10 protein-coding genes are annotated in these 12,480 nt (G+C 55.0%); 7 read left to right on the top strand and 3 right to left on the bottom strand.

Features of this window, described 5'->3' with window-relative positions; genetic code table 11:
• Positions 1–187 precede the first annotated feature (187 nt).
• Both MKY64_RS09255 and MKY64_RS09260 read left to right on the top strand, forming a co-directional pair.
• Positions 188–1,894, top strand: coding sequence for a proline--tRNA ligase (locus MKY64_RS09255; RefSeq protein ID WP_340952393.1), 1,707 nt, complete (start codon positions 188–190; stop codon positions 1,892–1,894).
• Between the two features lie 86 nt (positions 1,895–1,980).
• The gene (locus MKY64_RS09260) at positions 1,981–4,260 is read left to right on the top strand and encodes a type IA DNA topoisomerase (protein WP_036726462.1); all 2,280 of its coding nucleotides are present in this window, start codon (positions 1,981–1,983) and stop codon (positions 4,258–4,260) included.
• An 84-nt stretch (positions 4,261–4,344) separates the two neighbouring features.
• On the opposite strand, the gene MKY64_RS09265 is transcribed toward MKY64_RS09260, so the two are convergent.
• From MKY64_RS09265 to MKY64_RS09275, 3 genes are all read right to left on the bottom strand, one after another.
• Positions 4,345–5,082 (bottom strand): DsbA family protein, encoded by a 738-nt coding sequence (locus tag MKY64_RS09265; RefSeq protein ID WP_036726465.1) that lies wholly within the window; start codon positions 5,080–5,082, stop codon positions 4,345–4,347.
• 109 nt (positions 5,083–5,191) lie between these two features.
• Positions 5,192–5,944 (bottom strand): HAD family hydrolase, encoded by a 753-nt coding sequence (locus MKY64_RS09270; protein ID WP_036726466.1) that lies wholly within the window; start codon positions 5,942–5,944, stop codon positions 5,192–5,194.
• A 24-nt stretch (positions 5,945–5,968) separates the two neighbouring features.
• Positions 5,969–6,886, bottom strand: coding sequence for an ArsR/SmtB family transcription factor (locus MKY64_RS09275; RefSeq protein WP_036726468.1), 918 nt, complete (start codon positions 6,884–6,886; stop codon positions 5,969–5,971).
• 160 nt (positions 6,887–7,046) lie between these two features.
• Between MKY64_RS09275 and MKY64_RS09280 the strand changes: the two genes are divergently transcribed.
• From MKY64_RS09280 to MKY64_RS09300, 5 genes are all read left to right on the top strand, one after another.
• A complete protein-coding gene (locus MKY64_RS09280; protein ID WP_340958040.1) occupies positions 7,047–8,207 on the top strand; it encodes an MFS transporter in 1,161 nt (386 codons plus the stop codon).
• Between the two features lie 89 nt (positions 8,208–8,296).
• Positions 8,297–9,022: a phosphonate ABC transporter ATP-binding protein gene (locus MKY64_RS09285; protein WP_036726471.1), complete on the top strand. Its 726-nt coding sequence runs from the start codon at positions 8,297–8,299 to the stop codon at positions 9,020–9,022.
• Positions 9,023–9,055: 33 nt separating this feature from the next.
• On the top strand, positions 9,056–10,354 hold the full coding sequence (locus MKY64_RS09290) for a hypothetical protein (protein WP_200869552.1): 1,299 nt from the start codon (positions 9,056–9,058) through the stop codon (positions 10,352–10,354).
• Positions 10,347–11,045 carry a response regulator transcription factor gene (locus MKY64_RS09295; RefSeq protein ID WP_036695433.1) on the top strand — a complete coding sequence of 233 codons (699 nt, stop codon included), beginning with the start codon at positions 10,347–10,349 and terminating at the stop codon, positions 11,043–11,045. Before MKY64_RS09290 ends, MKY64_RS09295 begins: the two co-directional genes overlap by 8 nt.
• Positions 11,042–12,475, top strand: coding sequence for a sensor histidine kinase (locus MKY64_RS09300; RefSeq protein ID WP_036726472.1), 1,434 nt, complete (start codon positions 11,042–11,044; stop codon positions 12,473–12,475). Before MKY64_RS09295 ends, MKY64_RS09300 begins: the two co-directional genes overlap by 4 nt.
• Positions 12,476–12,480: the final 5 nt, after the last annotated feature.

The following is a 12,480-nucleotide window of genomic DNA, read 5'->3' on the forward strand; positions in this document are numbered from 1 at the left end:
GGCATAAGTCTGCCGGAACCGGCCGTTATCCGGATTAGAGGACCGCAGGCTTGGATAGTCTTGGGGTTGAAACAGGGTGGTAACACGGCGCATTCGTCCCTGACGGATGCGTCTTTTTTGCGTTCTCATTATGGCAGCGAAATGTTCTGGAGCTGGACACACTTTTCGACGAAAGAGGCTGATCTGTATGCGTCAAACCAATCTATTAGTTACCACTATGCGCGAAGCTCCTGCGGAAGCAGAGACAAGGAGCCACCAGCTGCTGCTGCGTGCCGGATATATCAGGCAGGTGGCCGCCGGGGTATACACCTATTTGCCGCTCGGACGGCGGGTGCTGCGCAGGATGGAGCAGATCGTGCGCCAGGAGATGGAGTCCGCCGGTGCGCAGGAGGTGCTCATGCCTTCGATGCAGCCGGCAGAGCTCTGGAGAGAATCGGAACGTTATGAGGTGTACGGCAAAGAGCTGATGAAGCTCCGGGACCGTCACGACCGTGAGTTCGTGCTGGGTCCGACCCATGAGGAAGTGGTTACAGCGCTAATGCGCGCAGAGATCAGCTCTTACCGGCGGCTGCCGGTGACTGTCTATCAGATTCAGACGAAGTTCCGGGATGAACGTCGTCCGCGCTCAGGGCTTCTGCGGGGCAGGGAATTCCTGATGAAGGATGCCTATTCGTTTGATACGGATTGGGAGGGCTTGGATCTGGCCTATCAGGTGATGTACAGCGCTTATGAGCGGATCTTTGACCGCTGCGGCCTGAAGTACCGGGCGGTGCAGGCGAATGCCGGAGCGATTGGCGGCAATGGCCAGAATCATGAATTTATGGCCCTGTCAGAGATAGGTGAGGATACGATAGCAGTCTGCTCCCTGTGCGGATATGCTGCGAATCTGGAGCAGGCGGAAGTGCGGAGCGGAGCCGAACTGGATAGACAAGATTTTGCCGGACGACCTGCTCCAGAGCGATTCCATACGCCTTCCCAGAAGACAATTCAGCAGCTGGAACAGGAGAGTCTGCTCAGACCGCATGAGATCATCAAGACATTAATCTACACGGGCGGAGGCAAGACAGTTGCTGTGCTGGTCCGTGGAGATCATGAGGTGAATGAGCTGAAGGTGCAAAAGCACCTCGGCTGCGGTGACATTACGCTGGCTGATGCCATGCATGTGCAGGAGGCTGCCGGAACCGGAAGTGGTTATGTCGGTCCTGCCGGATTGTCCGTGCCTATCCTGGTGGATGCTGCTGTTGCAGCCATGACAGAAGCAGTCACAGGCGCGGGGGAAGAGGATTACCATCTGCGTGGAGTGGTGCCCGGCCGGGACTTTCCGCTGACGCAGGTGGGGGATTTCCGTAATGCGGTTGCCGGCGACTGCTGTCCGCAGTGCGGCGAAGGGGAGCTGGATTTCCAGCAGGGCATCGAGGTAGGGCATGTCTTCAAGCTGGGCACGGTCTACAGTGAAAAGCTGGGGGCAGATTATTTGGATGCAGACGGCCGCACCCGGCCTATGGTAATGGGCTGCTACGGCATCGGAATCTCCCGCTTGCTGGCCGCAGTGGCTGAGCAGAACAACGATGACCAGGGGCTGATCTGGCCGCAGGGCCTAGCTCCGTATGCGGTTCATATTCTGCTGATGTCGGTCAAAGATACAGCGCAGCGTGAGCTGGCCGAAGCCCTGTATGCACGGCTGACCGCCTTGGGCATCGATACCCTGCTTGACGACCGCGATGAGCGGGCCGGGGTCAAATTCAAGGATGCCGGACTGATCGGTATACCGGTTGCGCTGGTGGTCGGCAAGCTGGCCGCAGAGCAAAGGATTGAATACATGGACCGCAGAACGGGTAACAAGGAAGTCATTGATATGGGCGAGGCCGTGCTGCGCGTAAGCAGGCCTCAATAATGAGCAGCGGATTTTGGGGGCCAGGAATGGTATAATAAACTACTGGACAACTTTTGTAATGAACCAAGGGTAAGGAGCGATTATTGTTGAAGACACTCATTATTGCGGAGAAACCGGACATGGGGCGGAATATCGCCGCCGCAATAGAACCGAAGGCCAAAAACTACCGTTCCTATCTGGAAGGGGAGCAGTACATCATCACCTGGGCGATTGGGCATCTGATTGGCCTGGCAGAGCCCGAAGCCTACGACAATAAATATAAAAAATGGAACATGAATGATCTGCCGATCATCCCCGAGGAGTTCAAGCTGCTGCCCAATGCACGTACCATGGATCAGCTGAAGGTAATCGGGGAGCTGGCGAAGCGCAGCGATCTGCTGGTGAACTCCTGCGATGCCGGGCGTGAGGGCCAGCATATTTTCTCATTAATCCAGCGTTACCTGGAGCTGAACCAGCCGGTGAAGCGGCTGTGGATCTCCGACCTGACGCCGGAGACGATCCGCAAGGGCTTCCAGGAGCTGAAGGACGGATCGGAATACGAGAATCTGACCAAAGCGGCCCGGGCGCGCAGCGAGGCGGACTGGCTGATCGGGATGAACGGCTCGCGCGCTTTTACCACCAAGCATAATGTGCTGCTCTCTGTAGGCCGGGTGCAGACCCCGGTGCTGGCGCTGATCTATGACCGTCAGAAGACCATTGAAGCCTTCTCCTCGCTGAAGTTCTTTGAGGTGGAAGGGCATTTCACCCAGAATGAGCTGATGTATAAGGGAATGTGGCAAGGCGACCGGTTAACGGAGGGTACGAAGGCAGAGGCGCTTGCGGCCAAGGTCAAAGGCAAGCCCGCCCGGATTGTTCTCTATGAGGTCAAAGAGACCAAGGAATATCCGAATAAGCTGTACGATCTGACGCTGCTGCAGCGTGAGGCGAACGGGAAATATGCTTTCTCCGCCAAAAAAACACTGGATATCGCCCAGGCGCTGTATGAGAAGCATAAAGTAATCTCGTACCCGCGTACTAACTCCAACTATGTCACGGAGCAGAATATTCCTGAAATGCACAAGACGCTGTCGGCCCTTCAAGGCACGCAGTACGACGATTGGGTGAAGGGTGCGAACCGTAACCTGGTCCATAAAGGCAACAAGTTTATCTGTAATCCGTCTAAGGTGGAGGATCACCATGCGATTCTGCCTACGAACCGTAAGGCGAACGGGCTGAGTGCGGACGAGGCTAAGCTGTACGATCTGATTGTCCGCCGCTTCCTCTCCCAGTTCTACCCGGCTGCGGAATATAAGGTGCATACGGTGATGACCGAAGTGGAAGCCGAGAAGTTCAAGACTACGGTCAAGGAACTGCTCAGCCTCGGCTGGAAGGTGATTTACGCAGACCAGAAGAAGGACAAGTCCAAACCGGCCAAGGGCAAAGGCAAGGAAGACGAGGAGGAAGAGGAGCTTGAGGTGAACGAGCCGTTCTCGGTTCAAGCGGAGGGTGAAGTGATCTGCAGCGATGCGGTTGTGAAGGAGAAGGATACCCAGCCTCCAAAAGCTTACACCGAAGGAACCTTGCTGAAGGCGATGGAGAGCGCAGGCAAGCAGATTGAGGACGAAGAGCTGCGCGATGCCATGAAGGATTCGGGGCTGGGCACTCCGGCGACCCGAGCCGCTACGATTGAACGGCTGAAGAATGTCGGCTATGTGGAGATGCAGGGGAAAAAGATCGCCATCACCCAAAAGGGGCGGACGGCGGTTGAACTGATCCGCGGCGCTGGCGTGGAGCTGCTGACCTCCCCGGAAATGACCGGGCAGTGGGAGCGCCGCCTGAATGAGATTGCCCGCGGCACCGCAGCGGACGGGCAATTCATGGAGAACGTCAAGCGATTCGCTTCGATGATTGTGGACAAGGTCCGTGTGCAGTCGCGCGCCGCTAAGACCTCCTTCGAAGGGGATACACCTTCGCTAAACAGCGGCGGCAAGGGCCGCAGCCCGGCTGCTGCGACGCGCAAGCCCGCCGAATCCAAGGCGGCCGGGCGCAAGCCGGCAACGGCCAAACCGCGCAGCGCGGCGTCTGCCGCTGCCGGGAAGAGCGGGGATGCCGGGCCGAAGGTCATCGGCAGCTGCCCGCGTCCAAGCTGCGGCGGCATGATCTTCATGGGCCGCAAGGGCTACGGCTGCTCCCATTATAAGGAGGGCTGCGCCTTCGTGATCTGGAAGGAGAATCACGGGCGCACGCTCACCGATACCCAGGTGAAGGCCCTGATTGAGAAGGGCCGAACCGGGAAGCTGAAGCTGACCGGTGAGGACGGCGCGCCGCTTGAAGGCAAGCTGGTGCTGCAGAATATGGATACCGGCCAGCTGGCCGTGGAATCATAATTCCTAAATACCAAAAGCGCCCCGGCCAGATTTTCATGGCGGGGCGCTTTGTTATAGGATGATGAGCTTCACCTGCAAGAAAGATTACGGGGATACATTCAAAGCCGCTTCAATGGCGGCACTTAAGCCTTCATAGGAGGAATCCGGCAGCAGGACGCCGTTCACCATGAATTTCGGTGTGCCGTTGACGCCATAAGCTCCGGCGATTTTGAAGTCCTCTTTGACATCGTACATATACGTATGGTTCTTCAGATCCTGCTCGAACCGCTCTTGGTCAATCCCTGCAATATTGTCCTTCACGAACTTAAGGATGAACTTCTGGGTTGCCCAGATCTTGCTCTCATCGCCCTGGCTCTCGTAGAGCTTGTGGAGATACTCCCAGAACTTCTCATTATTCTGCTGATAGATAGCTTCCCCCGCACTGGCGGCCAGGTAAGAGTCCCGGTCAATGAAGGCGAAGTTCATGAAGTAGAACTGGACTTTCCCGCTGTCTACGTAGTCTTTGATGAACGTATCCAGGTAGGAGGCGGTCCAATTTTTGCAGGCAGGGCATTTGAAATCGGCGAATTCAATCACCTTCACCTTGGCGGATTCGCTGCCCAGATGCGGCTGCTTCTCGTATTTCAGCCCGTCCACCACGATCTTGCCCTTCACATCGGTGTAGTTGGGGAGATTATCGAGCGCCTCAGTGCCGGACGATTTGCCCTGTGTAAGGAAGAAGGCAAGAAGGGCGATCAGCAGCACGGCAATCACTGCAAGCAGCATAGGGAGCAGACGCCCGTGATTCGGGGTATTCCTGGAACGGTTAGCTTTGTTATTCATGGCCAGCCTCCTGCACGATGTGAAAATCTACTCAAATAGTATAATCATACCGGCGGCAGGCTGCCTATGCCATTTGTAACAATTGCCCGATTCTGATGGTGCAAGTCAATCAGCCGTGATGCTCCCGCAGCGCAGCGGTGCGGATCACCGGAGGCACCTCGTGAATGGCAGAGATGGTCAGGACGGACTGCTGCATCTCCCGTTCCAGCTCAATCAGATTGTAGAGCCACTCATTCGGCTGCTTCAGATAGATGCTATTGATCCCGGCAGTCAGCGCGGGCAGTACATCTGTACGCAGGGAGTTGCCGATCATCCAGGTGATATTACGGTCGAACGGATAGGTAGTCAGGATATTCTCAAGCGCCTCCACATTTTTGTGCTGGCGGATATAGATGCGGTCATCGAAATAGGCGTCCAGCTTCATTTGGGCGATTTTGCGCTGCTGGATGGTGTCGTCGCCGCCGGTATAGAGATAGAGGGAATGGCCGTCCTGCTTGAGGGTATCCAGCGTCTCTACCATGCCGGGATAAGCTTCCACCTCCTGGTCGTACACACTCAGTCCCAGCTTCATCAGCTGCCGCTCCTCGAAGGCATCCGGCTTGCGGTTATATTTGCTGCAGAAGTAACGGTAGGTGGCAATCAGCGATTTCGGGAAATTGTCGCTGGCCAGGCCGCTTGTGCTAACGGTCTCGACATCGATCTCCACCTGCTTGCTGCGCAGTTCGCCGATGGTAGGCTGGTAATCGCTGAACCAGTCAGACATCAGCTCGAAATATTGTCCAAGGATAAGGTCAAAATACTTATTGCAATGCACCAGGGTATCGTCGAGATCAAAGATCACTTGTTGGGTCAAATACTTCATGAGGTTCACTCCTAAGTTGGTCTGTTAGATACGGATGTAGGACTCCAGAAACATCTGGAGCTCCGAGGCCCCGTCAGGACGTATGCTGTAGCGTTCGGTGCCTTCACCGCGCAAATGGACCCGCAGAAGCCCGGCGACTCTTAGACTAAGCAGGTGATGCATCAGCATCTCCCGGGACAGGCTCAGCTCGGACTGCATCTCCCACAGTGTCTTCGGTTCGTTCGCTACGAAGCGCAGCAGTCTCAGCCGGGTAGGATCAGAGAGAGCCTGTGTTAAACGAAGCAGCACCGTTGGAGGCTCCTCCTCATTGTCTGAGGGGACATCAACCGGATATTGCACCAGCATCAGGTTCTTGAAGAAGCAGTACGTGTTGATCGGCCGGTTATGCACGGTAGGCAGCAGCACAATCGTCTTCAGTCCGGGAATGTCCTCAATGACAATTCCGCCGGAAGCATATTCGATCAGCGGGACCATGTCCATTTTGCTTTCCAGCATTTTTTTCTCAGAAGCGTCTTCAATCAGCAGCGGCAGCAGGGTATGCTCCACATGGCGGAAATAATGCTCATACCATATCCGCAAAAGAGGCGTATATCCGTTCTTGATCCGTGCGCATTCCTCGGCCGTGAATTGATGGAAGAAAGGCTCGGTCCGCCGGAGGCAATCCTCCAGAGACAAGCTCTCCAGCTCAGCCAGGAACTGCAGCACCTTGGAAGCCTCGCCCCGGCTGTAGGCCCAGGCGTAGAGTACATCATAATCTTCGAACGGCCACTCGGCGGCCTGCTTCAGTGCAGCCAGCTGTGCGGGAGTGAAGCGGCCATCCACATCCCGGATCCAGTCGGTGCCGATGTCCAGATTGGAGGTCCATTTCTTGGTCACATATAACATGAAACTGTCCAGCAGTTCGTATACGGGGGAAACATCAATGTTCAGTTCATACTTCATTTAAGCCGGGTCACCTCCAGAAAATCAGTCACTTCTATATATTATCTCTTGTTTTGAAGAGGGTTGTCTACTATAATGTTCGGTGTTTGCCGCATGGACATCTGGTTCCGTTCATCAATGAATTACATAGGAGGATTTATTTGTGTCAGATTCTATACCGATGCCGCATGGACAGAGCGGTAGAATGAATTATTCGATTTTGATTGCCGTGATTATTCTGGCAGGGCTGAGCCAGGGGATGCTGCTGCCGGTCTTATCTATTCTACTGGAGCAGGAAGGCGTATCGTCCTCGCTGAACGGACTTAATGCGGCTGCCTTGTATGTAGGCTCATTTGCCATGACCTTGATTGCAGAAAGGGTACTTGGCGCCATCGGCTTCAAGAAGCTAATCGCCGCGGGTCTCGCGCTGGTGCTGGTATCACTCCTGCTGTTCCCGCTCCTTACCGGCGTGAAGGTCTGGTTCGTGCTCCGCGTGCTGGTCGGGATCGGCGATTCAGCGGTGAATTACGCCGCGCAGCTCTGGGTGCTGCTCATGACACCGGCGGAGCACCGTGGACGGAACCTGTCGCTCTACGGGATGTCCTACGGACTGGGCTTCAGCCTCGGACCGCTGGGCATCAGCCTGCTGCGGTTCGGGCAGCCCGCACCGTTCCTGATTACAGCCCTGCTGTTCGTAATCGTGCTGCTGATTGTGGGCTTCAAGCTGCCTGACTCGCGGCCGGAAGCTATGGATCACAGCGAAGGCCAGGCGAGCAGATTCGGCCGGAGCTACCGGCTTGCTTGGTATGCGCTGATTCCGGCACTGCTATACGGCTATATGGAAGCCAGCCTGAACAGCAGCTTCCCGGTATACGGGCTGCGCACCGGGTTCAGTGCAGACCAGATTGCCGCGTTGCTGCCCTTTGCAGGCATTGGAGGCCTGCTGCTCCAGCTGCCGCTCGGCATATGGAGCGACCGTTATGGCCGCAAGGCCATCCTGATTGCTGCGGGGACAGGAGGAGGCCTGGCCTTCACGCTGCTGCCGCTTACCGGCGACCATGTCCTGCTCACCCTGCTGGTGCTGATGGTGGCCGGGGGGCTTGTTGGCTCCTTTTTCTCGCTAGGATTAAGCTATGCCGCCGATATCCTGCCGCGCAAGCTGCTTCCCGCTGCCAATGTAGTCGCTTCCTTCCATTATAGTCTGGGAAGTATTGCGGGGCCGGGCATCGGCGGGCTGCTGCTGCAATTCGGCTGGGGCGGCAGTGTGTTTGCCGTAATGGGCGGCCTGTATATTGTATTTGGGCTGGCAGGGTTATTGTTCTCGCCACGGAAGACGATATGAGGTAGAATAAGAACGAATGCTCGCATGGAATTTGATCCCGCTTTCAGAGTACACTATAGAGTAGAGTCGAAGACAGGAGAGGCTGACCTATGATTACAGTTGAACATTTGGCCAAAGCGGTCGGGGAAGATAAAACACCGGTGCTTCAGGATATCGGATTTCAATTAGAACCGGGAGAATTTGTAGCGCTGCTGGGAGCCAGCGGCAGCGGGAAATCAACACTGCTGCGCTGCCTGGCCCTGCGTGAGAAGTGGGACAGAGGGAATTTCAGGGTAGATGGGCAGGATATTATGAAGAGCCCCTTCGCCGGCAAACGTAAAATCCGCCGGGAATGGGCTTATCTGGAGCAGAATGCGGAGCTGAATCCGAACCGCACTGCACTGAAGAATGTGCTGATTGGACAGGCCTCCCAGACGCCGCTGTGGCGGATGGCTACAGGCATGGTCCGCTCAGATGATTATATGGGGGCGATGGACCAGCTTGATCTGCTTGGCCTGCTGGACAAGGCCAAGCTGAAGTCCGGCCAGCTCAGCGGCGGTGAACGTCAGCGTGTAGCCATTGCCCGGGCATTGGTCCACGGCGCCAAAGTCATCCTGGCGGATGAGCCGGTGACGGGCCTTGACCCCAAGACTGCGGAGAATGTGCTGGAGACCCTCCGCAATCTGTGCAAGGAGACAGGCCTTACCGTGCTTACGGTGCTGCCGATCGAGCTGGCCGAGCGTTATGCCAGCCGTCTGTGGGTGCTGGAGGACGGAAGAATCAAGCATGATGTCAAAGGACGCCGGCTAACCTCACAGGAGCGGCTGCATCTGTGAAGTGAGGCAAGGCGTTCAGTAAGGAGAGCGTAAATGAAGTTGAATATGCGTATGCGTCTACTGGGAGGACTTGCCGCAGCCGCCCTGTCGCTGTTTGCCCTGTCGGGCTGCACTTTCATCAGTGATCCGGTATCCCAGATGAGGGTGCCCCAGCTGCCTGCGGACAAGGCTTCGCTGATGGCCGCCATTAACTCTTCTCTGAAGGCGCTGGATGGCACCTTGACCCGTCCGGCCAATGATGATAACAGCTCTATTTTTACAGAGGACCTGGACCAGGATGGCGTGATGGAGACGCTTGTGTTCTACCAGAACAAGAATGAAGCCGTGGTTAATCACGGAATGATTCTGGAGAAGCAGGGGGATACCTGGGTCAAGAAGCTTACGTTCGATGGTGTTGGCAACAATCTTGATTCTGTAGATCTTAAGGATGTAACAGGTGACGGTAAGCTCAACATTATTGCCGGGTATTCCCGTGGGGAAGAGAAGGGCATGGTCGTCTACAGCTATTCCGGGGGAGTGCTGGAAGAGATTCTAACGAAGCCGTACACCAAATACATCATCGATGATCTGAATGAGGATGGAATCGCGGATATTACCGTGGTGTATTTCAAGCGTAATGAATTCGCAACAATTGCTACTTACCAGTACAATGACAGCTTCCAGGTGCTGGATCAACTGGACGACTTAGACCCTTATTTCAATAGTTATTACAATATTGTCTCAGGAAAAGTAGCTGCGAACAAAGAAGGTATAGTCCTGGATTCAGCCGTGGATTCTCACTCAGCGTATACAACAGTGGTTGTAATGGAGAATAACAAGCTGCGTGTCGCTATTCCCGGGAATGACCTCACCTTCAAGGACCGCAAAATAGTCAGCGAGGATATTGATTCGGACGGAATTATTGAGATAGGGATGCTGGTTCCCCCCAAGGGATGGGAGTATTTCGATCCGGAGACCATTCCGTATTTCAATTCCTATTACAAATGGGACGGGAAAGACGGCTTGACCTTCAGTACCCAGCTCTATAATGATCCGCTGGACCGGTTCACTATTAACTTCGCCCCCGAATGGCAGGAGCGGGTGACCGTGGACACGAAGTCGGTTCAGAACAAATCACTCAAATTCATTATGACGGATACCGGAGAGACGGTCGCCGAAGTAACATTCTTCTCGCCTGCGGAATGGGACAATGCGAAGAACACCGGCTGGAAGCTGCTCGGCCGCGATCTGGATAAAATGATCGGGTACCGGGGAGGACTGGAACAAAATACAATCGGAGGAGGAGACGGGCGAATTCAATCCTCTATTGAAAGGAAGGGAATCAATGAGTAAAGTACTGATACTGGAGGACGAAGAGTCTATCCGCAGTTTTATTGTTATTAATCTGAAGCGTAACGGCTTTGAGGTGCTGGAGGCGGCAGATGGCCATGAGGCGCTGCATAAGCTGACTACTATACATGACATTGATATCGCCCTGCTGGATGTTATGGTACCCGGCATCGACGGCTTTGAGGTATGCAGACGCATCCGGGAGACCAATGAACGCCTCGGAATTATTTTCTTGACGGCCAAAGTACAGGAACAGGACAAGGTCTATGCGCTGTCGGTGGGAGCAGATGACCATGTCAGCAAGCCGTTCAGTCCAACCGAGCTGATCGCACGTATCCAGTCGCTGCTGCGCCGGGTCAATGTTCACCGCGAGCAGTCGGCCAAGGTCTCGTTCCAGTCGGGTCCGTTCACATTAGATCTGATCTCCAAGCAGTTCAAGCGGAGCGGGGAAGCCATTGAGCTTACCCCAACAGAATTCTCGCTGGTGCAGTTCTTCCTGGAGAAGGAGAATACGCCGCTCAGCCGTGACTCCCTGCTTGATCATGTCTGGGGCAAGGAATATATGGGGGACCCTAAGATTGTTGACGTCAATATCCGCCGCTTGCGCCAAAAAATCGAGAACAATCCATCGGAGCCTGAGTACCTGCAGACGGTGTGGGGGCACGGCTATAAATGGAAAGGCCAGGTACAATGATCAAGAAGGGGATGCGCAGACAGATCGTACTGCACTATATTCTTGTAGTCTTTGTAGCGCTTCTCCTGGTTGAGACAACCTTTCTGCTGGCGATCCGCACCTATTATTACGACAGCATCTACACCAAGATCACTACACAGATTAGTGCAGCCGAAAGTATGGTTAAATATGGGGTCTTAAACGGCACATCAGCGAACCAGTTGAAGGGGTTACTCGATTATTTTAATCTGGAGTATACCGAGCTGGAGGTCCTGACCCTTAAGGGGGACATCCTTACCAGTACAACAGGGTTTCAGCCGGACCGGACCATCACCACCAGTGATGTCCCGGAGGCGGTGGGCGGCAGTATAGGACGCTGGCTAGGCCGGCAAGCCGGAACTAATGAAAGTGTCATGGCGGTCTCCAAGATGGTGCGTATTAATGCTCACGATACTTATATTCTGCGGTATCTGACTTCCATGGAAGGCGTTAATAAAGATCTGCTTAATCTGACCCTGCTCTCCATTGGCATCGGTGTGGTAGTGCTGACGATTGTTCTGCTTCTCAGCTTCGGTCTCGCCAATTCGATTGTGCGTCCGCTGAATAATATTACGGCCGTGTCGGCGCAGATGGCGAAAGGCAAGTTCACGACCCGGATCAAAGGCGATTACCGGTACGAGATCGGCGAACTCGCTTCAACGCTCAACTATATGGCGGACGAGATTGTCCGCAGCAATCAGATCAAGGATGATTTCATCTCCTCGATCTCTCATGAGCTGCGCACTCCGCTGACCAGCATCAAGGGCTGGAGCGAGACCCTGGTCTCCGGCGGCTATGACCCTGAAGAGACCAAGCTTGGGGTCGGAATTATCTCCAGGGAGAGTGACCGGCTGATCGGGCTGGTGGAGGAGATCCTCGACTTCTCGAAGCTGCAGCAGAACGAAATGAAGCTGTCGATGGGGCAGGTGGATATTAAGGTTCTGCTGCAGGAGACGCTGCTCAATATCTGGGCCAAGGCCGAGAAGAAACGGATTCATCTGCTGCTGGAATGTGAGGAGACGATTTTCATCAAGGCGGATGCCAACCGTCTCAAGCAGGTCTTCCTCAATCTGGTGGATAATGCGGTGAAGTTCTCGCCGGAGGATTCCAGTATCGTGCTGTCGGCGGAGCGTCTATCCGGTACCGAGATGGCTGTCACTGTCCGCGACAGCGGTATTGGCATTAGTGAAGCGCACCTGGCCAGAGTACGGGACCGCTTTTTCCAGGTCGATGCCCTTAACGGGGGAACGGGCCTGGGGCTGGCGATCTCCCAGCAGATTGTGGAGCTTCATAACGGCAAGCTGGAAATGGACAGTGAGCTGGGCAAGGGTACCCAGGTTACCGTCATTCTCCCGCTGGATGACAGCCAGCAGGGGAATGCCCGTCCCAGCAACTCACCGGTAACTTCATAAGCAAG

The organism is Paenibacillus sp. FSL R7-0210, from assembly GCF_038009085.1.
Lineage (GTDB): Bacteria > Bacillota > Bacilli > Paenibacillales > Paenibacillaceae > Paenibacillus_AQ > Paenibacillus_AQ silagei.

Bases quoted from the DNA above. Each gene is read 5' to 3' on its own strand.
- MKY64_RS09255 (WP_340952393.1), top strand. From the start codon at position 188: ATGCGTCAAACCAATCTATTAGTTACCACTATGCGCGAAGCTCCTGCG.
- MKY64_RS09265 (WP_036726465.1), bottom strand. From the start codon at position 5,082: ATGAATAACAAAGCTAACCGTTCCAGGAATACCCCGAATCACGGGCGT.
- MKY64_RS09270 (WP_036726466.1), bottom strand. From the start codon at position 5,944: ATGAAGTATTTGACCCAACAAGTGATCTTTGATCTCGACGATACCCTG.
- MKY64_RS09275 (WP_036726468.1), bottom strand. From the start codon at position 6,886: ATGAAGTATGAACTGAACATTGATGTTTCCCCCGTATACGAACTGCTG.
- MKY64_RS09280 (WP_340958040.1), top strand. From the start codon at position 7,047: ATGCCGCATGGACAGAGCGGTAGAATGAATTATTCGATTTTGATTGCC.
- MKY64_RS09285 (WP_036726471.1), top strand. From the start codon at position 8,297: ATGATTACAGTTGAACATTTGGCCAAAGCGGTCGGGGAAGATAAAACA.
- MKY64_RS09290 (WP_200869552.1), top strand. From the start codon at position 9,056: ATGAAGTTGAATATGCGTATGCGTCTACTGGGAGGACTTGCCGCAGCC.
- MKY64_RS09295 (WP_036695433.1), top strand. From the start codon at position 10,347: ATGAGTAAAGTACTGATACTGGAGGACGAAGAGTCTATCCGCAGTTTT.
- MKY64_RS09300 (WP_036726472.1), top strand. From the start codon at position 11,042: ATGATCAAGAAGGGGATGCGCAGACAGATCGTACTGCACTATATTCTT.